At 65.6% G+C, this 23239-nt stretch carries 30 protein-coding genes; 17 read left to right on the top strand and 13 right to left on the bottom strand.

Annotated elements, in window-relative coordinates:
* Nucleotides 1-510: a DoxX family protein gene (locus ACFVUS_RS24505; RefSeq protein WP_387770748.1), complete on the top strand. Its 510-nt coding sequence runs from the start codon at nt 1-3 to the stop codon at nt 508-510.
* Here ACFVUS_RS24505 and ACFVUS_RS24500 read toward each other — a convergent pair.
* Nucleotides 464-1168 carry a GntR family transcriptional regulator gene (locus ACFVUS_RS24500; RefSeq protein ID WP_387770745.1) on the bottom strand — a complete coding sequence of 235 codons (705 nt, stop codon included), beginning with the start codon at nt 1166-1168 and terminating at the stop codon, nt 464-466. The genes ACFVUS_RS24505 and ACFVUS_RS24500 overlap by 47 nt on opposite strands.
* Before the next feature lie 160 nt (nt 1169-1328).
* On the opposite strand from ACFVUS_RS24500, the gene ACFVUS_RS24495 reads away from it, so the two are divergent.
* From ACFVUS_RS24495 to ACFVUS_RS24480, 4 genes are all read left to right on the top strand, one after another.
* Entirely contained in the window at nt 1329-2519 is a 1191-nt protein-coding gene (locus ACFVUS_RS24495; RefSeq protein ID WP_387770742.1) for a hypothetical protein, read from the top strand.
* 11 nt (nt 2520-2530) lie between these two features.
* Nucleotides 2531-3013, top strand: coding sequence for a flavin reductase family protein (locus ACFVUS_RS24490; protein ID WP_387770739.1), 483 nt, complete (start codon nt 2531-2533; stop codon nt 3011-3013).
* A gap of 275 nt (nt 3014-3288) precedes the next feature.
* Entirely contained in the window at nt 3289-3804 is a 516-nt protein-coding gene (locus ACFVUS_RS24485; RefSeq protein WP_387770736.1) for a DUF6301 family protein, read from the top strand.
* Nucleotides 3801-4259: a hypothetical protein gene (locus tag ACFVUS_RS24480; protein ID WP_387770733.1), complete on the top strand. Its 459-nt coding sequence runs from the start codon at nt 3801-3803 to the stop codon at nt 4257-4259. Before ACFVUS_RS24485 ends, ACFVUS_RS24480 begins: the two co-directional genes overlap by 4 nt.
* Before the next feature lie 30 nt (nt 4260-4289).
* Here the strand turns inward: ACFVUS_RS24480 and ACFVUS_RS24475 are convergent, their stop codons facing one another.
* A complete protein-coding gene (locus tag ACFVUS_RS24475) occupies nt 4290-4748 on the bottom strand; it encodes a DUF6069 family protein (RefSeq protein ID WP_387770730.1) in 459 nt (152 codons plus the stop codon).
* 155 nt (nt 4749-4903) lie between these two features.
* On the opposite strand from ACFVUS_RS24475, the gene ACFVUS_RS24470 reads away from it, so the two are divergent.
* The 3 genes from ACFVUS_RS24470 (at nt 4904) to ACFVUS_RS24460 (ending at nt 6781) form a co-directional block, all read left to right on the top strand.
* Entirely contained in the window at nt 4904-5344 is a 441-nt protein-coding gene (locus tag ACFVUS_RS24470; protein WP_387770727.1) for a MarR family winged helix-turn-helix transcriptional regulator, read from the top strand.
* Nucleotides 5345-5449: 105 nt separating this feature from the next.
* Complete coding sequence (locus ACFVUS_RS24465) at nt 5450-6082, top strand: hypothetical protein (protein ID WP_387770724.1); 633 nt, start codon at nt 5450-5452, stop codon at nt 6080-6082.
* A gap of 165 nt (nt 6083-6247) precedes the next feature.
* Entirely contained in the window at nt 6248-6781 is a 534-nt protein-coding gene (locus tag ACFVUS_RS24460) for a hypothetical protein (RefSeq protein WP_387770721.1), read from the top strand.
* A 49-nt stretch (nt 6782-6830) separates the two neighbouring features.
* Here ACFVUS_RS24460 and ACFVUS_RS24455 read toward each other — a convergent pair whose 3' ends face one another.
* The 6 genes from ACFVUS_RS24455 to ACFVUS_RS24430 all read right to left on the bottom strand — a co-directional run bounded on the left by ACFVUS_RS24455 (nt 6831) and on the right by ACFVUS_RS24430 (nt 11547).
* Complete coding sequence (locus ACFVUS_RS24455) at nt 6831-7373, bottom strand: GNAT family N-acetyltransferase (RefSeq protein WP_387774666.1); 543 nt, start codon at nt 7371-7373, stop codon at nt 6831-6833.
* Between the two features lie 107 nt (nt 7374-7480).
* Nucleotides 7481-8311 carry an SDR family oxidoreductase gene (locus ACFVUS_RS24450; RefSeq protein WP_387770718.1) on the bottom strand — a complete coding sequence of 277 codons (831 nt, stop codon included), beginning with the start codon at nt 8309-8311 and terminating at the stop codon, nt 7481-7483.
* Between the two features lie 43 nt (nt 8312-8354).
* Nucleotides 8355-9476: an epoxide hydrolase family protein gene (locus tag ACFVUS_RS24445; RefSeq protein ID WP_387770715.1), complete on the bottom strand. Its 1122-nt coding sequence runs from the start codon at nt 9474-9476 to the stop codon at nt 8355-8357.
* Between the two features lie 45 nt (nt 9477-9521).
* Nucleotides 9522-9992: a hypothetical protein gene (locus ACFVUS_RS24440; protein ID WP_387770712.1), complete on the bottom strand. Its 471-nt coding sequence runs from the start codon at nt 9990-9992 to the stop codon at nt 9522-9524.
* Nucleotides 9989-10762 carry a TIGR03084 family metal-binding protein gene (locus tag ACFVUS_RS24435; protein WP_387770709.1) on the bottom strand — a complete coding sequence of 258 codons (774 nt, stop codon included), beginning with the start codon at nt 10760-10762 and terminating at the stop codon, nt 9989-9991. Before ACFVUS_RS24435 ends, ACFVUS_RS24440 begins: the two co-directional genes overlap by 4 nt.
* 92 nt (nt 10763-10854) lie before the next feature.
* Entirely contained in the window at nt 10855-11547 is a 693-nt protein-coding gene (locus ACFVUS_RS24430) for a CAP domain-containing protein (protein ID WP_387770706.1), read from the bottom strand.
* Nucleotides 11548-11793: 246 nt separating this feature from the next.
* Between ACFVUS_RS24430 and ACFVUS_RS24425 the strand changes: the two genes are divergently transcribed.
* Nucleotides 11794-12246, top strand: a complete 453-nt coding sequence (locus ACFVUS_RS24425) for a hypothetical protein (protein WP_387770703.1) — start codon at nt 11794-11796, stop codon at nt 12244-12246.
* A gap of 33 nt (nt 12247-12279) precedes the next feature.
* Here the strand turns inward: ACFVUS_RS24425 and ACFVUS_RS24420 are convergent, their stop codons facing one another.
* Nucleotides 12280-12879, bottom strand: coding sequence for a TetR/AcrR family transcriptional regulator (locus ACFVUS_RS24420; protein WP_387770700.1), 600 nt, complete (start codon nt 12877-12879; stop codon nt 12280-12282).
* Nucleotides 12880-12935: 56 nt separating this feature from the next.
* On the opposite strand from ACFVUS_RS24420, the gene ACFVUS_RS24415 reads away from it, so the two are divergent.
* The 3 genes from ACFVUS_RS24415 (at nt 12936) to ACFVUS_RS24405 (ending at nt 17306) form a co-directional block, all read left to right on the top strand.
* Nucleotides 12936-14294, top strand: coding sequence for a flavin monoamine oxidase family protein (locus ACFVUS_RS24415; RefSeq protein ID WP_387770697.1), 1359 nt, complete (start codon nt 12936-12938; stop codon nt 14292-14294).
* Between the two features lie 11 nt (nt 14295-14305).
* Nucleotides 14306-16087, top strand: coding sequence for a gamma-glutamyltransferase family protein (locus tag ACFVUS_RS24410; protein ID WP_387770694.1), 1782 nt, complete (start codon nt 14306-14308; stop codon nt 16085-16087).
* 70 nt (nt 16088-16157) lie between these two features.
* The gene (locus ACFVUS_RS24405) at nt 16158-17306 is read left to right on the top strand and encodes an alpha/beta fold hydrolase (protein ID WP_387770691.1); all 1149 of its coding nucleotides are present in this window, start codon (nt 16158-16160) and stop codon (nt 17304-17306) included.
* A gap of 126 nt (nt 17307-17432) precedes the next feature.
* Here ACFVUS_RS24405 and ACFVUS_RS24400 read toward each other — a convergent pair whose 3' ends face one another.
* Nucleotides 17433-17972 (bottom strand): MarR family winged helix-turn-helix transcriptional regulator, encoded by a 540-nt coding sequence (locus tag ACFVUS_RS24400; RefSeq protein WP_387770689.1) that lies wholly within the window; start codon nt 17970-17972, stop codon nt 17433-17435.
* A gap of 124 nt (nt 17973-18096) precedes the next feature.
* On the opposite strand from ACFVUS_RS24400, the gene ACFVUS_RS24395 reads away from it, so the two are divergent.
* Nucleotides 18097-18444, top strand: a complete 348-nt coding sequence (locus tag ACFVUS_RS24395; protein WP_387770686.1) for an antibiotic biosynthesis monooxygenase — start codon at nt 18097-18099, stop codon at nt 18442-18444.
* Between the two features lie 7 nt (nt 18445-18451).
* Here ACFVUS_RS24395 and ACFVUS_RS24390 read toward each other — a convergent pair whose 3' ends face one another.
* Nucleotides 18452-19258 carry a LysR family transcriptional regulator gene (locus ACFVUS_RS24390; protein ID WP_387770683.1) on the bottom strand — a complete coding sequence of 269 codons (807 nt, stop codon included), beginning with the start codon at nt 19256-19258 and terminating at the stop codon, nt 18452-18454.
* A gap of 67 nt (nt 19259-19325) precedes the next feature.
* Here ACFVUS_RS24390 and ACFVUS_RS24385 point away from each other — a divergent pair, with 67 nt between their 5' ends.
* Nucleotides 19326-20219 carry an NAD(P)H-binding protein gene (locus tag ACFVUS_RS24385; protein ID WP_387770680.1) on the top strand — a complete coding sequence of 298 codons (894 nt, stop codon included), beginning with the start codon at nt 19326-19328 and terminating at the stop codon, nt 20217-20219.
* 43 nt (nt 20220-20262) lie between these two features.
* Here ACFVUS_RS24385 and ACFVUS_RS24380 read toward each other — a convergent pair whose 3' ends face one another.
* Nucleotides 20263-20607, bottom strand: coding sequence for a hypothetical protein (locus tag ACFVUS_RS24380; protein ID WP_387770677.1), 345 nt, complete (start codon nt 20605-20607; stop codon nt 20263-20265).
* Between the two features lie 77 nt (nt 20608-20684).
* On the opposite strand from ACFVUS_RS24380, the gene ACFVUS_RS24375 reads away from it, so the two are divergent.
* The 3 genes from ACFVUS_RS24375 to ACFVUS_RS24365 are packed head-to-tail and all read left to right on the top strand — an operon-like array spanning nt 20685 to nt 21969.
* Entirely contained in the window at nt 20685-20996 is a 312-nt protein-coding gene (locus ACFVUS_RS24375) for an ArsR/SmtB family transcription factor (RefSeq protein WP_387770674.1), read from the top strand.
* Nucleotides 20993-21529, top strand: coding sequence for an SRPBCC domain-containing protein (locus ACFVUS_RS24370; protein WP_387770671.1), 537 nt, complete (start codon nt 20993-20995; stop codon nt 21527-21529). The genes ACFVUS_RS24375 and ACFVUS_RS24370 overlap by 4 nt, the downstream gene beginning before the upstream one ends.
* A gap of 11 nt (nt 21530-21540) precedes the next feature.
* Nucleotides 21541-21969, top strand: a complete 429-nt coding sequence (locus tag ACFVUS_RS24365) for a hypothetical protein (protein ID WP_387770668.1) — start codon at nt 21541-21543, stop codon at nt 21967-21969.
* Here ACFVUS_RS24365 and ACFVUS_RS24360 read toward each other — a convergent pair.
* Entirely contained in the window at nt 21953-23104 is a 1152-nt protein-coding gene (locus ACFVUS_RS24360; protein ID WP_387770666.1) for a helix-turn-helix transcriptional regulator, read from the bottom strand. The two genes, ACFVUS_RS24365 and ACFVUS_RS24360, sit on opposite strands and share 17 nt — an antisense overlap.
* Between the last annotated feature and the right edge of the window lie 135 nt (nt 23105-23239).

The following is a 23239-nucleotide window of genomic DNA, read 5'->3' as shown; positions in this document are numbered from 1 at the left end:
ATGGATGCGGGACTGCTGTTTCTACGGGTGGCACTGGCTGTGCTCATCGCGGGCCACGGGTGCCAGAAGCTTTTCGGGTGGTTCTCCGGCTCCGGGCCGCGGGGTACCGGCGCCTTGTTCGAGAAATGGGGCCTGGGGCCGGGACCGTTGCTGGCTGTTGTCGCCGGTGCGACCGAGGTGCTCGGTGCGGCGCTGTTCGCGGCCGGGCTGTTCACCGCCGCCGGGACCGCGCTGATCGTGGGCACCATGGTGGTCGCGGTCGCGATGACGGCGGGAAATGGGTTGTGGGCCAGCAAAGGTGGTTGCGAGCTCGCGCTGCTGTACGGGCTCACCGCTTTCGGAGCCGGGCTCGCCGGGCCCGGGCGCTACTCCCTCGATCATGCGCTCGGACTGGAGCGATTCACCGCGCCGGGCTATGTGCTCGGCGCGGCAGCCCTTGCGCTGATCGGCGGGTCTGCCCTGATCATCCGTGCGCGGTCGCGGACGGCGCGGGCAGTTCCCGTGCGATGACGATCTCGTCGGCCGCGCGTTGAATATGTTCGCGCAGTAGCGTTTCCGCGCGGTCGGCGTCATGGGCCAGCGCCGCGTCCATCAGGTCGCGGTGCTCGGCGGTGATGCGCGCCAACGCCTCATCGGCGGGGCTGCGGATGGGGGACCAGCGCCGGTACAGCGCGGACACATCGCGCAGGCGCGCGGTGCCGTCGTGCATGTAGACGTTGCTGCATCCGGCCAGCAGGGTCATATGGAAATCGGTGTGCGCGGTATTCCAGGCCGGGCTGAATGCCGTGCCGTCCTCGGCGAAGTACGGGGTCCGTTGCAGAACATGATGGGCAGCAACGACTTCCGATTCCCACCGGGTGGATCCCGCGAGCACCGAGACGCGAATGAACTGCGGTTCGATGAGCGTGCGGACCTGGGTGAGCTCGGCGAAATCGCGGGCGGACAGGGCGATGACGCTGAAGCCCTGATTGCTCACCGTGGTGACGATGCCCTGCTCGACCAGGCGCGCCAGCGCTTCGCGCAGCACGCCGACGCTCACCGCGTGCGCGGCGCCCAGCTCGGGGAAGGTCAGTCGCTGCCCGGGAGTCAGACGCCCGGCCAGGATGTCCGCACGGATCGCCGCGGTCACCGTATCGGCACGTGAGCCTGCGCCTTTCACCTTGGACATGTGCGTACTGTAGCCGATCTCGCAGACGCGCATATTTAATGAACTTTCGAAACTTGGTTGACGTTGCGCACATCTGTGGTGTCTCATGGGGGTGCATCACAGTTACGGCGGCGGACCGACGGGGGAGTTCGGGTCAGCGCCATCTTTCGACGGGAGAGTCATGCAAGACGTATTGGAGCCTCAGCTCAGCGCGGGGCATCCGCTGGTGGCGCGGGCGCGGCAGCTCGTCCCGGTGCTGCGCGGGCGCATCACCGAGACCGAGGAACTGCGCCGACTGCCCGATGCCACCGTGCGCGATAGCGAAGAGTTGTTCGGACTGCTGCTGCCCGAGGCGCTCGGCGGCGCGGGCGCGGGACCGCGCGAATTCGTCGACGTGCTCAGGGTTTTGGCGCAGGGCGATCCGTCGGCGGCCTGGACGCTGTCGTTCTTCATCGCGCACGGCTGGATGCTGGCCCGGTGGCCCGAGCAGACTCAGCGGAAGGTATTCGCAACGCCCGGACCGCATTTGGTGGCGGTCGCGGCGAATCCGCCCGGCCGGGCCGTGCGCGTGGAGGGCGGATTCGAGCTCTCCGGGCGCTGGGCGTATTGCTCGGGTGTGCTCAATGCGAACTGGGTGCAGCTGGCCGCCAAGATCGAAGGCGAGGATGAGCTGCGGCTGTTCCTGCTGCCGCGCTCCGCGGTGGAGGTGCCCGACACCTGGGATATGGCCGGAATGAAGGGGACCGGCAGCAATAACGTCATCGTGGACGGCGAATTCGTCGCCGAGGATTTCAGCCTCGAACTCCACGATTGGCTCTCCCGGGACAATCCCGCCGCCGGTCTCTACCCGGAACCGTTGTACTCCTACGACATTCGCGATCTGCTGGTGTTCCTGCTGCCCGCACTGCTGCTGGGCGCGGCGCAAGCGGTGGTCCAGGACTACCGCGATCGTCTGGACACCCGCCGCGAAGCCTTCGGTTCCCGTATCACCGGCGATACCGACGCCGGTCAATTGCGTTACGCGCGAACGGTTTCCCAACTTCGAACCGCCGAGGCCACGCTCGACCGCGCCGTTCGCGAAACCATCGAGGTCAACGCCGCCTCCCGCGCCTCCATGAGCGATGAGATGCGCGCGAACATCAAACTCGACTGCCTCTCGGTAGGCCGCCTGGCGTGGGACGCCATCCAGACCGCCGTGCGCGGTTCCGGCGCGGCGATCTATCGGACCCAGGACCCCACCCAGCATTTCCTGCGCGATGTGGAAGTGATCCTGGGGCATCTCACCATCGACGAGGACGGCATGCTCGCCCAGGCCGGACAGGTTCTGCTGGGCCGTGCTACCGGCGAGAAGGCCACCAAGAACTTCACCTGATCGGATCGAACATGCTGTCGGAGAGTACTTTCCGCGATCTCATGGCCGGTGTCTGCGGCCCGGTTACCGTCGTCACCACCACCGACAATCACATCCCGTTCGGTGTCACGGTGAGTTCTTTCGCCTCGCTGTCCCTGGCCCCGCCGATGATCAGCGTCGCTCTGGACCACCGCTCGGGGCTGCTGCCCGCGATCCTGAGCACCGAACGCTTCGGCGTCAATGTGCTGGCCTCCGGTCACGACCGCATAGCGATCACCTTCGCCCAGCGCGGTGCGGACCGATTCGCCGACGTCCCTTGGCAATTCGACAACGATCTACCGCGCCTGTCCGAGGCTCCCGGCTGGCTGGTCTGCCACCTGCACCAAGCCATCGACGCCGGGGACCACATCCTGCTGCTGGGTGAGGTAACCGCCGCCGAAACCCGCCGCGCCGCCCCACTGGTCTACGGCCACCGCACCTTCGGCACGCACTCGGCGTACGCCGACCGCCCCTAGTTCTTCGGCTTGCGTTGTAGCCGAATATATCTCGCGCTCGCGGTGCTCCACATCACCGCGATCGCGGGCCGGGACCGAACCGTCTTCATCCCGTCGCGCCATCATCCCCGCGCCCTGCCCGGCATCGGGCGATGTCCGGCCGCCGGAATGCCCCTCGGTCCCGGCCACGGCGAGCTCCGAGACCCGGCTCGCCGTGCCCGATGGCCTCCCACCGCCCTTCTTGTTCCCGGTGGGAGGCCATCGCGGCGCCCCGCCTTTGCCGCTAGTGTCACGTGGTGCGATCCAGTGCTTCCCGGGTCCGGGATTTTGTTCGTGCCGCGGTGCGGCTCGATTGGTCTTGGACGGCTTCGGATTTGGACCGGCTCTGCGCGGTTACCGGCTGGACGGTGACGCGCCGCTCCGCGTACGGAGCGACTCTGGCCACCGACTTGGACGTCACGAATCCGACTGCGTCGGTGTACACGAGTCAGGATGAGCTCGAGTACCTCAGCGTTGTTGTTCTTGACGCGGCGATGACCGGCGAGCCGAATGACCCGGACACCGTGCTGGATCTCTTTGCCGCACTGGGTATCTTCATGCTCGACGAACTCGGCGAGCCGACCACCAGAACTCCCGGGGGCGAACCGGTGATCAGGTGGGACCTGCCGAACGTGGTCGTCCGCCTGAACACGCGGGGAGACAGCATGGTGGGCCTCCACCTGCTGAGTCCCGAGTATCAAAAGCGTGAGGACCATTACGACAACGAGGTCCTGCCCTGGATCCGAGCCGAGCAGCAAGGCGGCGGGCTATGACCGAACTGCGGAATGACGATGACTGGCAACGGTTTTCGCCGGCCCTGGCCTCGGTGCTGGCGCGTATGCCCGCTTGGTCCAACATCGCGATCGAGGCCGGCGAGAACCGCTGGATCGCCTTCCTCATGTCCGACCACTTCTTGGCGTGCGAATTGGTGGGAAATGACTACCTCGCACCGCCTCATCAGCTGACGCCGGACAATGAACACTGGTTGCTGCTCGACGGATGGGGTCCACCGCAACGCGGCCATAGCTGGACCCGATTCCAAGGGTGGCCGGCGCGTATCAGCGCTTACCGTGACCTCACCACCCACATCGTCGCCACGATGCGCGAAGTCCTGAACATCGTCGCGCCGGGGGAACTAACTGTCACCGGGTGGCCCGGCAACCCCGATCAGGCACCCAACCTCGACCTTCTCGGCATAACGACGGCGATCGATACCCGCGCGCGCTGAGCCCGCAACGCTGAGATACCAACGCCCCGTTTATTTTCGACCGATACGCGATCGTGCGGCGGGTAGCCACAACGCGGCGAACCAGATCAGCCCGGCCACGGTATGCATCGATGCCAACGCGATCTTGGTCTCGACCGTTGCTTCGGCCGTGAGCACGAGGATGATGCTGAGGAGACCCGCGGCAAGTCCTCCCGCGGCGAGTAACCGCCTGACCGAGTCTCCGCGCTTGGCGAGGAGCGCCAGAACAAGAGTGGCGATTCCGATGGCAGCGAACAACGCCCCGACGATTACACCGATCCCGATGGTCATGGTCCGGCCTCCGTGGGGCGTGACAACCATGTCGGCTCCCGCGAGCTCGGCAATGCCGTAGATGAGGAGATCGGTGATCGCGGCGCCCGCGAAGACGATGCCCCCTGTCCTCCACGGTGACGGATTCCGTTCCAGCTGAACGATTTTGGACGCGGCGGTCGGACGCTGGGCTCGAATCATTGCCTTCTCCTGAATCGGCACGCGGAGGTCGGCTGGCGCTTGTCGCTACCGGCAAGGTCGCCGCCATCCAGATTGGGTGATGTCATCACCTAATAATGAGTGACGATATCACGTAAATGCGTGATGCTGTCACCCAATCTGGATAGAATGACGCCATGAGCGATGTTCCGGCGCCCGCGGCACTCTCGGTCCCCCAAGCGTTGGGGCGATTGCGAGTCGCGCTCAACAACAGCTTCAGCACCGCGAGCCGCGAAGCCGGACTCACCCCGCAACAGGCCGAACTCCTCTGCTACGCACTAACTCCGCGTTCAATCGGAGAACTCGCCGGGCTGCTACACTGCGACCGATCCAATGTCAGCCACCTCGTCGACCGTGCCGCCACTCGCGGCCTGCTCGCCCGCCGCCCCGGCGACCACGACGCCCGCGTCAGCATGATCGAACTCACCGACACCGGCCGCACACTCGCAACGGACTTCCTGCGACGTCTCGACGACCTCACCCGCGACCTCCGGCAATCGTGGACACCGCAACACACCACCGCGGCCACCGACATCCTCACCGAGATCGCCGAAACCCTCGAAACCCGCACCACCTGAGAGCCATTCAGTACCCGCACCCTGCGGGGCGAGTTTCCCTGTCGGTGGGACGTGGAACCATGCGCGATGGATCGACTACGCAGCAAACACGGTTAGGCCGAATGGATGACACTGACGCGCGATGAGGCATTGGCGCTACTGACAGACCCGCTCTCAGCGCGACGACGACGCGGCGCCAAAAGGCTTCGCGCGCTGGCGGACCCGGCAACCGCGGCCCCGATCCGCACCGCGCTCGAACGTGAAATGCTGGATCGGCGCACCTGGGAGACGCAATACCAATTGATCATGGCGCTGGGGATGACCGGTGGCCGAGACGACATCGACGTGTTGAAAAGACTTGCGCTGCAGCCGCGTTCCGCGTTTGCGGTCAACGCTGCCCTCGGTGACGCGATTGTCCGCATCGGTCGTGAGACCGACAACGACCCGACTCCTGCCCTGTGGTGCCTGCGACAAGATGTCGAACTTCTCGCCGACGGCGCGGTGCGCGCGGTGGCGATGCTGCGACTGGACTTCCCCGACACCGCGGTCGCAGAAGTACTCGATTACGCCGAGGCCCACTTCGACGATCTCAACCATAGGTCCCTGCCGTATTGGCCGGCCGTCGCGGCGGCTGGCTGGTCCGGGCCTCGCGTACAGGCGTTTCTCCGCCGCTGCTCACAGGACAGCCGTCAGCTCGTCGCCGACGCCGCAAAAGACGCCCTGCATGGTCGTTACGGAAACCACATGAGCGTCCTGTAATGGAAACGTTGATCGCCGACCGACTCGAAATCTCCGACCTGTTCAGCCGTTTCGGGCGGTTGCTCGATGAGTATCGGTGGGTACGCACGGCCAGAACCAGGGATCCGGTGCTCGTCATTCGCCCGGATTCAGGTCGGAGAACGTGCCGCTGCTACGCTCCGGCCGGTGGTGAGATCTGGTCTGGCGCAAGTGGTTCACTCCCTGACCGATCCGCAGTTCGGGATCCATTTCGACAATGTGGACTGGATGGATATCGCCAAACCCACTGTGGCACTGGGTGGCCAATGGCCCGCCGCCCTCGCATTGGCCGCCATGCCCGCGATCTGGCGCCCGAGTGTCGACGACGCCGTCCGGCACTTGCGAGTGCAGTCGGAGCGGGACCTGGGCGAACTGCCGCCGTTGGAGTTCTGGAGTGCGGTCTGCGGAGTGATCGGACGCTCATGGCGACTCGGAATCTTCGATGAGCTGGGGGCGACCGCGCGACTGGACATCGTGTGGCGGGACATTCGCGACCATGAACCTCGCGACAGGGCTCGGGAACTCATCTGGGAGGGCATGGCATGTCACGAGCTCGACCAATACGTGCGCACGGACGTGACAGACCGGGCACTGGCGCTACTGATCGAGGCAGACCGGTTCATCGCCGAAGACGCGGTCGACATCGCCTTCTGCGAAGCTGCGCTGGAGGCTTTCCTCTGAGCGCGTCGCTGGGACGTAACGCAGACGATCGCACCGGCATGCCATGCGTCTACAGGGATGGCGGGTCGAGCTCCCGTGTCATCCAGATCGAGTCCCCGCGTTCGGGATTCGGGTCGACTCGGCCGCTGGACTCGAAGCCGAGTTTGTCCAGGACTCGGAAGGATGGGGTGTTCCATTCCCGGACTGTCGCCCACAATCGCCGCCGCCCCGTCTGGGCGGCAGCCTCCACGACCGCCCGGCCGGCCTCGGTGGCGTACCCATTCCCGTGTGCTCGCCGGGCAAGCTCGTAGGCGATCTCGGGTTCGTCATACGAGGCTTGGCCGACGATCAGACCGCAGTACCCGATGAACTCACCGGTGTCGCGACGCTCGATGGGAAGGAGCCCCAGGCCAGGGTCGCCACCAAGGGGATTGGCCCGCAGCCATTCCCGCATGTCCTCGATCGTCGGCCGCCCGTCCGCGTCGATCCTGTGCACGGCCCGCACATCGCGCTCCGCCCACAAGGCCCGGTGCGCCTCCGCGTCCGCGGGACGCCACCGCCTGAGTCGAAGGCGCTCGGTCGACAAACTCGCCGGGAACTCCAAGTACGCCACCACAATTCGAATCTACGCGACGCCGCACCGACCAATTATCGAAATCGATCTCGGCCCATTGATCGTTGACCCTGCCTGTCGTCGCATCAAACCGCCTCGGTTGGCGGTCAGCGGAAATCGGCAAGGTGGTCGTTGACCCACTCCCGATAGGTGTGTGCGGGTGCGCCGGTGACCTCGGCGACGGTGGCCAGCACCGGTTCCGGCCGTGCGGTCAGCTCGTCCATCTCCAGCAGCGCCTTGTCCACCTCCTCGGCCGGCATCCACGCGGTCATCGACGCCCGCATCTGCTCCCTGGGCATCTTCTCGAACCGCACCGGAACCCCGAGCGCGTCAGCGATAACCCGAGCCCGCTGCGGGGCGGTCAGCAACTCGGGTCCGGTCACGTCATAAACCGTGCCGGTCCGCCCCTCGAGCAGCGCCCCCACACCCACCGCGGCAATATCCCGCTCGTGGATCACCGACCTGGCCCATTGGTCGTAGTGTTCGCGCACAACACCTTCCGTGCGAATCGACTCCGCCCAACCGAGGTCGTTACCCGCGAACCCACCCGCACGCACGAAGGTCCAGTCCACCCCCGATTCCCGAATGAGCCGTTCGAGATAGCCGTGCGACCCCAACACCGCACCAACCCGCTCATCCGCACCCCTGGCGGAGAGGTACACGATGTGACGCACCTGCGCGGCCAGCCGCCCAATCACCTTCGGCGCAACCGAATCCGCCTCCAGCGTCGGCCACACCAGGAACACCGCCTGCACTCCCGCCAGCGCGGCATCAAGACTGCCCGGGTCCGACAAATCCCCCCGAACGACCTCGACCCCCGGCGGCAAATCCACCGCCTCCGGCCGGCGAACCAGTGCACGCACACCGACTCCCGCCTCGTGTAGTTGGTTGACGGCCGCACGGCCGACCTTGCCTGTCGCTCCGGTTACCAAGATCATGAAACCAATCCTGCTACCTAAACCAATGTTCAGGTCAAGCCGATCATCGGAATAGGCGGAAGAAGCCGCGTACCTGGTCGACCAGAGACTCCGGTTGTTCAAGGGCGGCGAAGTGGCCGCCGTGCGGTAGTTCCTGGAACCAGCGCAGGTCGGTGAAGCGCAGTTCGGCTTCACGCCGGGACGGGCGGGTGATGTCGCGTGGGTAGATCGATAGGCCGGAGGGGGCGGTTACCTTGTCTCGGAACTTGGCGAAGCTCTCCCAGTACAGGCGGGCTGAGGATGTGGCCGATGCGGTGAACCAATAGACCGAGATTTCGTCGAGGATGGTTTGTCGCGACACCGCGTCTTCGGGGTGGCCGTTGTTGTCGGTCCACGCCCAGAACTTCTCGGCGATCCAGGCGGCCTGTCCCGCGGGGGAGTCGGTGAGGCCGTAGCCGAGTGTCTGCGGCCGGGTCCCCTGGATTGCCGAGTATCCCCGGCCGGTGCGCTGAAATTCCCTCTCGGACTTCAGATTCGCGAGCTCCGCCGGTGTCGGGTCGTCGAACGTGCCCGCTGCCACCGATCCCAGGTTCAGGTGCACGCCGACTACCCGCTCAGGTGCCACCTCGCCCAGCGCGCCGGACACCGCTGAGCCCCAATCACCGCCCTGCGCTCCGTAGCGTGGGTAGCCCAGCGAAACCATCAGCGTGTCCCAGGCGCGCGCGGTGCGGGTGACACCCCATCCGGTCGTGGACGGCTTGTCGCTCCAGCCGTATCCGGGCAATGACGGTGCGACCACATGGAACGCGTCCGCCGGGTCGCCGCCGTGCGCGCGCGGGTCGGTCAGCGGGCCGAGGACCTCCAGGAACTCGAGTACCGAACCCGGCCATCCGTGCGTGAGCACGAGCGGGAACGCGTCCGGTTCCGGCGAGCGGACGTGCAGGAAATGGATGCCCAGCCCGTCGATTGTGTCGCGGAACTGCGGGAAGGCGTTCAGCCGCTTGGCGAATCCGAAGTCGTAATCCTCGGCCCAGCTGCGGCACAGCTCCCGTGCGTACGCCAGCGGGACACCCTGTGACCAGTCGTCCACCGGCTCGGGCTCGGGCCACCGTGTCCGTCGCAATCGTTCACGCAGGTCGGCGATCTCGGCTTCGGTGATGCTGACCTCGAATGGCTCGGCAGACATGGCAAAGCTCCTTGGTAGTCGATGCGATACCGGATCGGTTGACTCTTATCGAGCTCTTCTTTTCGACTCGGAACGACTGATCTCGTTCAGCAGTTTTATCGCCTGTTTGATCCGTGGCATATCGGGAACCGTTGCTACATAACCGCAATCCCGGATGTGCTGGAGAAATTTCGTCTGCGGCGGCACGTCGTACTCCAGAAGGTAGTACCCGATCCCCATTGGCCAAATCCACTGTCCATCGGATCGGAAAATCGTCGGAACAGCTCTGCCCTGGCTCCGATCGACCAGATCGAGAGATTTGGCACGTGCCCACAGGATCGGCGCGCCGCCATCCAGAAACTGCTGAATTCGCTGGCGCTCTTGCGGATCCGACACGGTCGTACGCTCGGACGAGAGAATAGGATTCCCTGACGGATCGATCCCGTCGAAAGGTTCCGCCAGAATCAGATCTACGATCTCGACCTTGGTCCCCGTCAATTGTCGGAAAAGCATGCGTGACCACTCAGGACGTCTCACAGGAACACCCGGGCGATTTCGAGCCACTGTTGGGCGTCGGGACCGGTGGCGGTGAGAGCGGTGGCGGAGAGAGGTCTGCGGTGGGTGACTCGGAGGCAGAAGTCGAGGGCGCTGCCGTGGACGCGTTGCCGGGCGTCATCGGGGCCCCAGGTCCAGGTTTCACCGGTGGGGGCGGTCAGCTCCACTCGGAATGGGTTTGGGGGAGTGGGTAGTTGGGCGGCATAGAAGGATAGGGGTATGCCTGCGACGCCCAGGGCGGCCACGTGGCGGAGGCGAGTGGTCGGGGCGTGGGTGGCGCCGAGGGTGTCGTAGATGTCTTGGCCGTGGGCCCAGGTTTCCATGAGGCGCAGGGGCACCATGAGTTGCGGGGTCAATTGAGAGCCGTACCAAGGGAATTCGTGGGTCAGAGGGATCTCGGCGAGGGCTGCGGCCAGCTCGGTTCGGCCGGTGCGCCACTGTCGCAACAGGTCTGAACTCGGTAGCGCCGCCCCTGCGTCGGCGACCAGATCGGCGTGGTCGGGTCCGTCGGCATCGGCGCGTTTGAGCTCGGCGTCGAAGGCTTGCGGGTCACGCAGGGCGATCAGGACATTCGCGTCGGCGGCGGCGAGATGGGCGATCTGGTGAGCTATCGTCCATCCCGCGGCCGGGGTGGGCAGGGTCCAGTCGGAGTGCGAGGAGACCAGGTCATCCAGTTCCCGGCCTTCGATTACCAGGTCGGGTAGCGCGATATCGCGGTTCACCTCGGATAGGTCGAGGCCGTAGTCCAGCATTCGGTACCACCTTCGCACGGTTGGGCGAACACGATCACGTCCACCGTAGCCGCGAACCGTGCGAGGGGACCAAGGGCTGCAACGGGATCAGGTCAGCTGCAACCGGCGAACTGCTGGACGAAGGTGCCCGCGGTCTTGGCGGGGTCAATGCCGGGGCGGGCCGCGCCGGCACGGACGCCTACGCCGAGTTTGGTGACGTTGCGGTCCAGGATGTTCGCGCGGTGGGTGGGGCTGTTCATCCACCAGGTAACGGCGGCCTGGGGCGTGGTGAAATCGGTGGAATCCCAACCTGCGTAGAGGTTTTCGGACCAGCGGTTGACGTCGTGGCCGTCGCCTTTGTAGTAAGTGCAGGGGTTGTTGGATTGCACGCGGCGCTGGACCTGGGTGTTGACCGGGACACCCGCGAGATCCGGGTCGTCGTGGAAGTTCGCGCCATCGGTCCACCATTGACGGCCCTCGGCGTGGCGGGCGAAAACGGCGGCGCTGGTGGACAGGTCGTCGCTCCATTTCAATGCGGGGACACCGGCATTGGCACGTTCGACATTGGTGAGGCAGAAGACCGCGCGCTGGACCCTGTCGAATTGATCGTTCAGGGCGACAAGCGCGCTCACGGGGCTGTTCGGGAAGATGTTCTTGAAGTGGTCGTAGCCGTACACCGGCAGCTTCTCGTCCGCGCAGCCGGACTCCGCGGCGGCGGGCGCGGCAATGTGCGGGAGTGCGGTGACGGCGGTGCTGGCGGTAATGGTCAGCGCCAGAATGGCACCGCCGAGAATCTTGCGGCTCATGTTCTGCTCCGAGCGATTTGAGAACCAAAGGGCTCGCTGAGCATGCACAGCCGGACCAATGGTCCACCAACGAGATTCCAATGAACCCGCGCCCGGGAAGCCTCAATGATGGGCGTTACTCTCGACGGCGTGGATCAGCGTCAGGAACCTTCGGCAGCATCGACTATCTTCCGATCGTCCTGGGTGCGCTGGGCCGAAATAGTGGTGCTTGGCGTGATGGCGATCGCGGGCGGACTATTGTTGCTGATGACGACCAGCACCGGCTCGCCGCTGACGTTTCCGGTGCTCGCGCCGATCATTGCCGGAACACTCGCGCTGCTGCTCGGATTGCAGCACATCGTCCGTCCCGCACCCGATCTGGTCGTGGACGATCAGGCGGTGACGTTCAATCCATTCGGCCGGATTCCACTCGCCGACATATCCCGCGTCCATCTGATCACCGCCTACGGCGCGAGATATCTGGCCATAGAGCCGGTCCAGCCGACCCGGAAATTCCCCGGAAGCCGTTGGTCCCGTTGGGTGTACGGCCCGGTCGGCAGGTTCACCACCGGCTACCCGATGACCATTTCCGAGCGTTGGCTGCGCCCGATATCGCTGGACGATATCGCCGCCGAATTACAGGCCCGACACCCAGGCTTGGACATCGTGAGATCCCAGCGCGAGGGATTCGGGCGCGCCAATTCCCAAGGGAAGCACTGACTTCACCGCCGCGATGGCCAGGTGCTGGTCATTTCACGAGTTCTTCAGGCGCAGTGAGCTGATCATGTCCAGGGCAATGAGTCCGGCGTCGTGACGCGCCAGCGCGGTGTCGGCCGATTCGGCTATGCCCCAAGCCATCTCGGTGAGCGCGCCGTAGATCGCGCGTACGAGTAGATCCGGCGAACGCGGCGGGAAGACCCCGGCTTTGGTCAGCTCGTCGACGAGACCGCGGACCAGGCCGAGCATGTGCCGCTCGTCGAGTTCACGCCAGCGTGCCCACCCCAGTGCGACCGGACCCTCCTGGAGAACGATCCGCTGATACGGGACGCTGGTGCATTCATCCAGGAACGCGTCCAGTGCGCGCAGTCCGTCCTGCCAGGGGTCGCCGCCGGTGAGTGCGGCGGTGAGGCGCACGGTCAGTTCCTGTTCGATTTCCTCGAAGACCGCTTCGAACAAGCCCTGTTTGCCGCCGAAGTGGTGGTAGAGCGCGCCTCGGGTCAGGCGGGCCGCGCGGGCGATCTCCTCCGCGGACAGCTCGGTGTAGTGCCGTTCGATGAACAACCGCCGCCCTGCCTCGAGCAGGGCCGATCGTGTCGCTTCGGCGTATTCAGCGCGTAGTCCCTTGACAGCCACATCGGCAATAGTACTCTCACATACATCGTGTATTTGAGATGCAAGGTGTATGCCAAATGGTAGAGCTCAAAGATGTCATCGTTATCGGAGCGGGGGCCGCCGGGCTGACGGCCGCACGCGCGCTCACCGCGGCCGGGCACGAGGTGGTCGTGCTCGAGGCACGCGATCGCGTGGGCGGGCGCACGCTCAATGTCGAAGTCCCGGGCGGTGATTCGTATGTCGAAGTGGGCGGCATGTGGGTCGGCCCCGGCCAGGATCGGGTGCTGGGGTTGGCAACCGAACTGGGATTCGACACCTATCCCACCCATGATTCAGGCGTGCACCTGGGCGAATTCGGCGGGCGGATCACCCGCTATCAAGGGCGCATACCCCGGCTGAATCCGTTGGTACTGGCCGATATCGGCCTCACCCAGCTGCGACTGGACCGGGCCGCACGACAGGTTCCGGTGGATGCGCCGTGGACGGCCCCGCGCGCCGCCGCACTCGATGGCCAGACGTTCGGCACCTGGCTGGAAAAGCATGCGCACACCGCGACCGGTCGCGCGTTCTTCCGCCTGGTGACCAATGCGGTGTGGTGCGCCGAGCCCGAGGAGATGTCGGCACTGTGGGCGCAGTTCTACATCAACTCCGCCGGCGGCGTCGACGCGCTGATCAATACGACCGGTGGCGCGCAACAGGACCGCCTGGTCGGCGGCACGCAGGGATTATCCATCACCATGGCCGAAAAGCTCGGCGACAGCGTCGTTCTCGACGCTCCGGTCACCGAGATCGACTGGAGTGATACCGAAGCTGTTGTGCGAGCAGGAAATCGGCAGTGGCGAGCCCGGCATGTGATCCTCGCGGTGCCCCCTCCGTTGCTGTCGCGAATCCGCTTCTCCCCGGGCCTTCCCGCCGCGCGAACCCAACTGCTGCAACGGTTGCCGATGGGCTGGACGATCAAGGTCAATGTCGTCTATGACGAGGCGTTCTGGCGGGCACAGGGATTGTCCGGCCAAGCCAACAGTGATCTGCGCGCGCTCGGCACCGTCTTCGACGCGAGCCCGCCGGACGCCGAACCCGCTGTGCTGGTGGGTTTCCTGGAGGCCGGTCACGCTCAGGCCGCCGCACGCCTGACCCTGAAAGAGCGTCGCGAACTGGTACTGAACGATCTGGCAGCCTATTTCGGCCCCAAGGCACGCCACCCGGTCCACTACATCGAGCAGGACTGGGCCGCCGAGCCCTACACCCTCGGCTGCTACGGCGCGTTCGCGACCCCGATGACGCTGACCCGCTTCGGTTCCGAGCTGCGCCGCCCGGTCGGCCCACTGCACTGGGCCGGCACCGAAACCGCGACCCGCTGGGCCGGATACATCGACGGCGCCATCGAATCGGGGCAGCGCGCCGCGCGGGAAATCCTCGATCACACCGGCAACTGAAGGATGCGCACATGACCGCGTTCACTACCCGCCCCACCTTGCAGGGCACATTCGGCATGGCCTCCTCCACGCACTGGCTGGTCTCGGCGACCGCGATGGCGGTGCTCGAGGACGGCGGCAATGCCTTCGACGCAGCCGTGGCCGGAGCCTTCGTGCTCCATGTGGTCGAACCGCATCTCAATGGCCCGGCCGGTGAAGTGCCGATCATCCTTGCCCCGGCCGGACAGTCACCGAAAGTGTTGTGCGGGCAGGGCCCCGCACCGGCGGGCGCGACGATCGAGCATTACACCGGCCTCGGCCTCGATATGGTGCCGGGCACCGGCCCGCTGGCCGCGGCGGTGCCCGGAGCTTTCGATGCCTGGATGGTGCTGCTGCGGGACCACGGCAGCAAATCGCTGGCGCGAGTGCTGGAATACGCCATCGGATATGCTGAGGCAGGTCATCCCGTGGTCGAGAATGTGTCGGCCACCATCTCGGCGCTGCAAGGCCTGTTCGAGAGCGAATGGACCACGTCCGCGCCGGTGTACCTGCCCGGCGAAAAGCCACCCGCGCCAGGGGAATTGCTGAAAAACCCGGTGCTGGCGCAGACCTGGCGGCGCGTGATCGCCGAGGCGGAAGCCGCGAGCACGGACCGCGACGGTCAGATCGAGGCCGCGCGGCGGGTATGGCGCGAGGGTTTCATCGCCGAGGCGCTGGTCGCCTCCGCCGCGAATCCGGCCATGGATACCTCGGGGCAGCGGCACGCGGGCACCCTCACCGGCGCGGATCTGGTCAATTACCGTGCGACGTACGAGGATCCGGCCACCTACACCTGGAACGGATGGACCATCGCCAAGCCCGGGCTGTGGAGCCAGGGTCCGGTCTTCCTGCAACAGCTCGCCCTGCTGCCCGAGGAGCTCGAGTACGGCACACCCGACTACTACCACGCGCTCATCGAGGGCTCGAAACTCGCGATGGCCGATCGGGAAGCCTGGTACGGCGATAGCGCGGATATCACCCTGGATGCACTGCTCGACCCGGCCTACAGCGCCACCCGCCGGGATCTGATCGGGCCGGAGGCTTCGCATCAGCTGCGGCCCGGTTCGCCGGACGGGCGCGTTCCCGTCCTCGGCAAGCACGCCACTCACGCTGTCGCGGAATCGATTCCACTCGGAGCCGGGGAACCCACGGTGTCGCGCACCGGTGCGACCCGCGGGGACACCTGCCACATCGATGTCGTGGACCGCTGGGGCAATATGGTCGCCGCCACGCCGAGCGGTGGCTGGCTGCAATCCAATCCCGTTGTGCCAGAGCTGGGATTCCCCCTCGGCACCCGCTTGCAGATGGCCTGGCTCGAACCGGGTCTGCCGAATTCGCTTGTTCCCGGCCGCCGCCCGCGCACCACGCTGAGCCCGTCGCTGGCGCTGCGCGATGGTGAACCGGTGCTCGCGTTCGGCACCCCGGGCGGGGACCAGCAGGATCAGTGGAGCCTGCACTTCTTCCTGGCGGTGGCCCTGCGCGGGACGGTGCGTGGCGGCTGGGATCTCCAGGGCGCCATCGACGCGCCGAATTGGCATCAGGACAGCTTCCCGGGCTCGTTCTATCCGCACGCGATGAATCCCGGTGGCGTGGGGGTGGAATCGCGCATCGGCGATGACGTCATTGCCGAACTGCGCAGGCGTGGGCATCGGATCACCGTGGGTGAGCCGTGGTCCGAAGGCCGCGTCTGCGCCGTGGCCCGTGATCCCGGCACGGGCGTGCTGTCCGCGGCGGCCAATCCCCGTGGGATGCAGGGCTACGCGGCCGGTCGCTGACCGGATCCGCTGCATCGCCGACCTCTATCCACCTTCACAGTTGAATATCTCTCTCCAACAAGGAGTTCCCATGCGAGGCATGGCTCTCGCGGCGCTGGTCGCCGTGGCAACGACGGCGGTTCCCGCGCTGGCCGCGGCGCAGCCGGTGACATCGAGCGGACCGGGCACGATCGTGTCGTCCCAGCCACTGACCGCAGCCGAGCTGATTCCCGGTGCGGCCCAAAGCTATCGGGTCATCTACCGCACCACCGGGCAGAATGGTGAGCCGCAGATAAGCGGCGGCAACATCTTCCTGCCCGCCGGAACCGCCCCGCCCGGCGGGTGGAAAGTGGTGTCCTGGGCGCACGGCACCAGCGGTATCGCCCAGGGCTGTGCGCCCAATCTGACCGGCGGCATGGCCGATACGTTCAACGAACGACCCGAACTGACGCACTATCTGTCCCAGGGATACGCGGTCGAAGCCACGGACTACATCGGACTCGGCGCACCGGGCTTCTACAACTATCTCGCCGGACGCGCGGATGGCCACGCGGTCCTCGACATCGTCCGAGCCGGGCACGCGGTGGATCCGGCACTGTCCGAATCCTATGTACTGGTCGGGCATTCCATCGGCGGGCATTCGGTGCTGTTCGCCGCGCATTTGTCGCCGACCTATGCCCCCGAACTCGATCTGCACGGCACCGTGGCCTACGCCCCGACCAGCAATGTCGAACAGATCATCAGTGCGCTGGCCCAACCGGGCCTACCGGAACTGTCGGTGCTCGACGGGTTCAGGACCCGGCTGATCATGGTGCTGGCCGGGCTGGATCACAGCCGTCCCGAGTTGCGTCTCACCGACTATCTCAGCCCGCTGGGCCGACACCTGGTGGACATCGCCCAAGCCGAAATCGATTGCAAGGACTCACTCGAGGAGGCTGCGGCGGGTCAGCCCATCGGGGAGATGTTCTCCCGGCCACTCTCCGATCCGGCGATCACAGCGGCCTTGATCGACTACCTCGCGGTCCCGGCGAGCGGCTATCGCCAACCGGTGCTGATTCTGCAAGGTGCCGCGGACACGTTGCAGCCCATACCCACGACTCTGGCACTGCAACAACAACTCCAACAGGGTGGGACCGACAGCCGACTTCGGGTCTACCCGTCGGCCACTCACTTCACGGTCCTGACGCAGTCCGCCACCGATACCGAAGAATTCGTCGCTAGCGTCTTGCCGAGCCACTGACCCGTAACCCGTTGGTACTCAGTCTTATTCGATGTTTGGCAAGGACGCCATGATGGCGTGCCAGGGCGTCGCGTCGAAGATCAGCTCGATCGCCGATATGCGTCCATCGCTGCTCCTCGGATAGTGCTATGTCGCTGGGGGATTGGCGTTGTCGAGGTACTGCTGAATTCGGCGTTGGTTCTCGACGACCCGGAGGCACAGGTGGCGCAGCTGTGCGAGGTCGTCGGGAGTGAATCCGGCGAATATGGCGTCCATCGCCCGTCGCGTCGGTTCTCGGAAGGACTCGAGCCACTCGCGTCCGGTACGCGTGATCGCGACCCGGACCCCGCGTCGATCGCGTGGGTCCGGAATGCGTTCGGCCAAACCCTTTGCCGCGAGCGTGTCGACCAGGCCGGTGATATTGCGCGAGCTGACCCCGCACAGCCGGGCCAGCTCACCGATGCTCAGGTTGTGATCGGAAATCGCCAGTCGCCCAAGCACATCCAGGGCTCCAGTGCTGAGTCCGCGGCCACCCGCGCCCGCGGAGCGCAGCTTGTCCACGGACTGCCAGGCCAGGCGCAGGGCCGCGGCGGCTTCCATCGAGCCGTCTGCCTCGTCGGCGGTAAGCGTCTGCATCGCTTGCCGGGTGCCCGGGTCGTACATCAGGCCATCCGGACCGCGAGCCATTCCCGAATCAGAAGTATTTACGTCATTCATTATGAATGTCTACGCTATTCGGATGACCGCGCCGCCGCAACCCCGATCTCGCCTAGCCCGTTGATCTTCCACGGCGGCATTGGTGCAATGAGCCATGAGCTTTTTCGTGTGCGCGCGTTTCGATGTGCGCGATGGTCGGCAGGCGGAGTTCGAGGAGGCCGCGCTCGCACTGCGCGCGCAGGCGGCCGAAGAGCCCGAAACCCGCACGTACCGGTGGTTTTCCACGGTGCCGGGCAGCTACGTGGCGCTGGAGGAGTATGTCGATTCCGATGCCGCGATGGAGCACAACGAGCGGGGCGCGAAGTGGCTCGAGATCGTCTTCGACTGCGCGGAGCTGGTCTCGGCCGAGATCTACGGTCCGGCCGGGGCGTGGGTACGCGAGTGGGCGGCGTCGCGACCGCAGGTGACGCTCTTCCCCGAGTTCGGTTCGGAGAGCGCGTAACCCGCGGCTAAGACCGCAGCATCGCCAGGGCGATATCGAGGAACTCCCGGACCAGCTTGTCGCGATTGTCCGCGGCGACGACCAGGCACGTTTCGGTGCCGGGGGCGTCGATGACCGCACGATGCACCAGGTCGGGGCGGACGTAGGCGCGGGCGACGCTGAGCGGGACCAGCACCAGTCCGTGGCCGGAGGCGACGAGTTCGAATTTCTCCTCGAGCGAGGTGGTCTTGCGTTTGGCGATGTCGAGCATCGGTTCGGGGTCGAGATCGGCCATGGTGAGTTCGGTGCGTGCTGCCAGCGGATGGGTGGCGGGCATGCAGGCGACCCTGGACTCGATGTCGACCGGGATGACACGCATCCCGGATTCATCGAAAGGCCTTCGCAGGTAACCGATTCGAGCTCGACCGTCACGCAGGGGCGCATCTCCTTCGCGCCAGCGGGCCGGGACCACGTCGGTCTCCACCTCGGGGTGGCGCAGCGAGAATTCCCGAATCGCCTCGGAGACATGGAGTCCGGTCGAGAAGGCGACCACCAGTCGGCGCACGCCGAGGTCGGCGTCCTGCACACGCCGAACCGCGGTGTCGACGGTATCGAAGATCCGCTGCGCCTCCCGATAGAGCTGCTCCCCGGCGGCGGTCAATTCCACGCTGCGGGTGGTTCGCACCAGCAGCTCGCAGTCGAGCTCCTGCTCGAATGCCTTGATCTGACGACTCAGCACCGGCTGGGCGATGAAGAGCTTGTCCGCCGCTCGACCGAAATGCCTGTGCTCGGCCACTGCGGCGAAGTAGCGGAGCTTGCGCAGATCCAGATCCATACCCCCAGGGTATCAATCGACGGACAGGGTCTTGGACGGCGCGGCGTTCTCTCACCAGACTCGAATCATGATCGTCATTACCTCTCCCACCGGCAGCATTGGCAGCCAGGTCCTGCGCAACCTGATCGAAACCCCCACTTACACTGAGGAATTGCGCGTCATCGCGCGCGATCCCGGCAAGCTCCCGGCGGAGGTCCGCGCCCGCGCCGAGATCGTCACCGGATCACATCGCGATCCCGACACCGTGGACCGCGCCTTCGCCGGTGCGGACGCGGTGCTGTGGCTCATCCCGCCCGATATGCAAGCCCCGAGCCTGGACGCCGCGTTCTCCGGATTCACCCGCGCGGCGGCGAAGGCGTTCACCGTCCACCGGGTCGGGCACGTTGTCGGTATCTCGGCGCTGGGTCGCGGAACTCCCGTCGCCGATACGGCCGGACACGTGACGGCCTCGCTGGCCATGGATGACCTCATCGCCAGCACGGGCGTGGCCTATCGAGCGCTGGCTAACCCCTCCTTCATGGATAACCTGCTGTGGCAAGCGATCTCGATCCGGGACGCGGGCGTCTTCACCGGCACCACACCCGACGACTTCGCGGCCCCGATGGTCGCCACCCGCGACATCGCCGCTGCGGCCACCCGTCTGCTCGTGGACCGCTCCTGGTCCGGCACCGGCGAAGTTGCACTCCTCGGGCCGCAGGACCTGTCTCCGAACGATATGGCGCACACACTCTCCGAGGTGTTCGGTCGCGAAATCCGTTATGAGCGAGAGTCTCTCGCCGACTTCCGTGCCACTCTCACCGCGCGAGGGGCCAGCGACGCGATTGCGACGGCGTTTGTCGACATGATGCGCGCCAAGAACGAAGGCCTGGACAACGCCGTCCCCCGCACCGACGCGACCACCACCCCGACCAGCTTCCGTGAATGGTGCGAACTCGTTTTAGCTCCCGTGGTCCAGGCCTGAACGCCGTCCGCCGGGCACACCACGCGCGTCCTATCCCGCTTGTTCAGTGCTGGAGTTCGGGAATGGGCTGTTCTTCCAAGACGACAATCTCGCACTGTTCGGCCCAGTGCAGGTGGTGGTGATCGCCGACGAGTTCGAGCGCCTCAGCCATGGAGTCTGCTTGCAGGATGGACATGCCGATTACGCCGCTGTCGGTTTCGGAGGTGCCGGTGGGGGTGATGCGGCGGGCATTGCCGAGGGGTTTGCCGCCGTCGATGAGGCCGGTGCCGATGCGGGTGCTCCAATCCACCCACAACTGCATGCCTTTCGCGGCTTCGGCGGGTGTGGCCTGGGCGAATCGTTCGGCGACCGAGAGGGGTGCGAGGTACAGAACTATGTATCTGGTCATGGTTTCGAACGATAGGTGACCAAAAGGTCACATGTCAACGGTCATGTGACCTTTTGGTCTCGTATAGGGTGGGGGTTGTGGACGAGGACGCGGTGTTCAAGGCGCTGGCCGATCCCACCCGGCGGCACCTGCTGGACGCACTGTTCGCCAGGGACGGGCAGACGCTGACCGAGTTGGAGACCGATGTGGAGATGACGCGCTTCGGCATCAGCAAACATCTGCGCCTGCTCGAGGAAGCGGGTCTGGTGACGGTGGTGCGCAGCGGGCGAAAGAAGCTGCACTATCTGAACCCGGTGCCGATCCGGCTGATTCACGACCGCTGGATCGACAAGTTCACCGAGCAGCAGATCACCGCCCTGGCCGACCTCAAGAAGGACCTGGAATCGTGAGCCTGCAGGACATCCTCTCCCGCGCCCGCCCGGAAACGGCGCAGATCCATCGCGTCATCATTGCCGCACCGGCACAACGCATTTGGCAGGCAATCACCGATCCCGACTGGACCGTGCGCTACGGCTTCGGCGGCCGCAGCATCATCGAACCCCGAATCGGCGGAGCCTTCACGGTTTTCGCCCCCTCGGGCCCTCGCCCGATCGACACCGACCCGGAGATCATCATCCGCGGCACGATCACCGACTACGCCCCACCGAACCTCTGGGCCGCCCGCATCCACTTCCTAGGTGATGAAAACCTGGTCACCCAACCGGAAACCTATCTGCGCTATGAGATCCGAGACCGAGGCGACGACACCTGCGCCCTCACCGTCATCCACGACGTCTCCGGCGCCCCCCTCATCTCGATCATCATCTCCGGCGACCTGGAATCCGAAGGCTTCGGCGGCGGTTACCCCTTCATGCTGAGCGACCTGAAATCCCTACTGGAGACCGGTCGTCCACTCCCCGTCAGCCGCCCGACATCGAAATAAGGTGCCCCCGCGTGTCCCTCGAGTTCTTCAACAGCCTGTCCGGCACCTTGAACATCACCCTCTCCGAACCCCCCGAAGACATCTCCCCGAACCTGTCGAACCAACGCGCAACCCCCACCGCCGAAATTGCCGAACTCACCCTCGCCGTACAGGTTTGGGAAGGAAACGCGGATTTCCGCGCCCCAACCTCCGAAGAACTCACCCAACCCGCACTGTCGCAACCCGAAGTAACCCTGCGCGGCCTCGGCGACCCCATCACCCATCAAGCCCCCAACGGCCAATGGTTCACCGTCGACGACCTACTCACCGCCGTAACGGAAACCGAACGAGCCACCCGCCACCAGCAACCCTGGTTCGACGGAATCGACGTCCACCACATCTTCTTCGAGGGAATCGAATTCGGCGAGAACGGAATCGGAGAAATCAACTGGGGATCGTAAACGTCCCCGGGCGCAGGCGATCCGCAGCCCTATAAGTGTCGCGGAACGCCTCACGAACAATGGCGGCGTCGGGTGCGCCATGGCTGTCGATCCCCGAAACCACCTCCACCACACGCCAATAATTCGACGGGACCAGCCTGCCCGATTCCACCGCGACTAAGGCGACGTTCGCGGCTTCGTCGGGCTTGTCGGCGGCCACCAACGCCAACCCGAGATCCAGGTTCGCTGAGGCGATTCGGCGTGGCCTGGTAGTCGCAGCCGCTGCCAGGTCGGTCAGGACATGGCGGGCGTAGGACTCGGCAGCCGGATCACCCAGCCACGCCAGTGTGGTCGCCACGTAGGCATCGGACTTCGCGGGGTCGTATCGGAAGTGGTGTTCGGGACGTTCGGGTGTGCTCAGGCCTGACACCAGCCGCGCGACTCTGCGCAGCGCGTCGTGTGTGCCAGTGGTGTCTCCGAGCCGCGCCAATGCGCGGCCCTCTTGAGCGGTGGATTGAATGAACACCGAACTATCTTGCGGGGCCACGCTTTGTGCGGCCCGCGATACTTTCGCCGCCGCTACGAAGTTCCCCGCGGTCAGGAGCTGCCAGGCGCGGGTCTCGAGGCACCACGCCGATATTTCCGGGTGGTCAGCTTCCTCTGCGATATCCCGGGCAGCGTGACCGCGCGCGGCAGCGGCTGCGGTCTCACCCAGGTCGATATGGCATGTGCACGCCAGCAGCGACAACCACCCGACCGTGACGAGCAAGCGCCGGTGCTGGGTCAGTGTCTTGCGGCTGTCCATCAGCCGGGCCGCGTACCCCAGGTGCTGACGGATATCGGCCAGCAGCACGGCGGGTGGAGTCGTGGGGTACGCCGAAGCCAGGTCATCGACGGCCGCCTCCAGACGATCGAGGGCGTCACCGCCGATATCCGACGCGGCCACGCGTTGAATCCATTCCGCCCCAGCCTGTTCCCCGTCCGCTGACTCGCCGAGCGCACACTGGTAGGCGGCGACAACCTCGGCGGGAACGGTCCGTTTCCCGGACTCGATGAGTGACAAGTATGACGGGCTGTAGTGAGTCAGCGCCGCGATTTCGCGCAGCCCGACCCCCGCCGCCTCCCGCGCGGCGCGTAGCAGCGAGCCTGATTCCATTCGGCTACTCCAGCCTCGGCCTACCAGCAAACACGTTGTCAACACCGTATCGCGGCCGACCGTATCCACCCACGCCTAGCGTAATTTTCAGCACCCCTCCTGGTCGGCACCGTGTCCGGTTGGTTCGGGGAGGTG

Origin of the sequence: Nocardia sp. NPDC058058, assembly GCF_042885355.1 — a bacterium.
GTDB lineage: Bacteria > Actinomycetota > Actinomycetes > Mycobacteriales > Mycobacteriaceae > Nocardia.
This window is presented reverse-complemented; position numbering and strand designations above follow the sequence as displayed.

Excerpts from the sequence above, each read along its gene's own strand:
- ACFVUS_RS24470 (WP_387770727.1), top strand. The coding sequence starts at position 4,904 with ATGAGCGATGTTCCGGCGCCCGCGGCACTCTCGGTCCCCCAAGCGTTG.
- ACFVUS_RS24405 (WP_387770691.1), top strand. The coding sequence starts at position 16,158 with ATGCGAGGCATGGCTCTCGCGGCGCTGGTCGCCGTGGCAACGACGGCG.
- ACFVUS_RS24425 (WP_387770703.1), top strand. The coding sequence starts at position 11,794 with ATGACGACCAGCACCGGCTCGCCGCTGACGTTTCCGGTGCTCGCGCCG.
- ACFVUS_RS24415 (WP_387770697.1), top strand. The coding sequence starts at position 12,936 with ATGGTAGAGCTCAAAGATGTCATCGTTATCGGAGCGGGGGCCGCCGGG.
- ACFVUS_RS24490 (WP_387770739.1), top strand. The coding sequence starts at position 2,531 with ATGCTGTCGGAGAGTACTTTCCGCGATCTCATGGCCGGTGTCTGCGGC.
- ACFVUS_RS24360 (WP_387770666.1), bottom strand. The coding sequence starts at position 23,104 with ATGGAATCAGGCTCGCTGCTACGCGCCGCGCGGGAGGCGGCGGGGGTC.
- ACFVUS_RS24395 (WP_387770686.1), top strand. The coding sequence starts at position 18,097 with ATGAGCTTTTTCGTGTGCGCGCGTTTCGATGTGCGCGATGGTCGGCAG.
- ACFVUS_RS24445 (WP_387770715.1), bottom strand. The coding sequence starts at position 9,476 with ATGTCTGCCGAGCCATTCGAGGTCAGCATCACCGAAGCCGAGATCGCC.
- ACFVUS_RS24400 (WP_387770689.1), bottom strand. The coding sequence starts at position 17,972 with ATGGCTCGCGGTCCGGATGGCCTGATGTACGACCCGGGCACCCGGCAA.
- ACFVUS_RS24435 (WP_387770709.1), bottom strand. The coding sequence starts at position 10,762 with ATGCTGGACTACGGCCTCGACCTATCCGAGGTGAACCGCGATATCGCG.
- ACFVUS_RS24390 (WP_387770683.1), bottom strand. The coding sequence starts at position 19,258 with ATGGATCTGGATCTGCGCAAGCTCCGCTACTTCGCCGCAGTGGCCGAG.
- ACFVUS_RS24450 (WP_387770718.1), bottom strand. The coding sequence starts at position 8,311 with ATGATCTTGGTAACCGGAGCGACAGGCAAGGTCGGCCGTGCGGCCGTC.
- ACFVUS_RS24500 (WP_387770745.1), bottom strand. The coding sequence starts at position 1,168 with ATGTCCAAGGTGAAAGGCGCAGGCTCACGTGCCGATACGGTGACCGCG.
- ACFVUS_RS24465 (WP_387770724.1), top strand. The coding sequence starts at position 5,450 with ATGACACTGACGCGCGATGAGGCATTGGCGCTACTGACAGACCCGCTC.
- ACFVUS_RS24475 (WP_387770730.1), bottom strand. The coding sequence starts at position 4,748 with ATGATTCGAGCCCAGCGTCCGACCGCCGCGTCCAAAATCGTTCAGCTG.
- ACFVUS_RS24480 (WP_387770733.1), top strand. The coding sequence starts at position 3,801 with ATGACCGAACTGCGGAATGACGATGACTGGCAACGGTTTTCGCCGGCC.
- ACFVUS_RS24380 (WP_387770677.1), bottom strand. The coding sequence starts at position 20,607 with ATGACCAGATACATAGTTCTGTACCTCGCACCCCTCTCGGTCGCCGAA.
- ACFVUS_RS24495 (WP_387770742.1), top strand. The coding sequence starts at position 1,329 with ATGCAAGACGTATTGGAGCCTCAGCTCAGCGCGGGGCATCCGCTGGTG.
- ACFVUS_RS24505 (WP_387770748.1), top strand. The coding sequence starts at position 1 with ATGGATGCGGGACTGCTGTTTCTACGGGTGGCACTGGCTGTGCTCATC.
- ACFVUS_RS24410 (WP_387770694.1), top strand. The coding sequence starts at position 14,306 with ATGACCGCGTTCACTACCCGCCCCACCTTGCAGGGCACATTCGGCATG.
- ACFVUS_RS24430 (WP_387770706.1), bottom strand. The coding sequence starts at position 11,547 with ATGAGCCGCAAGATTCTCGGCGGTGCCATTCTGGCGCTGACCATTACC.
- ACFVUS_RS24385 (WP_387770680.1), top strand. The coding sequence starts at position 19,326 with ATGATCGTCATTACCTCTCCCACCGGCAGCATTGGCAGCCAGGTCCTG.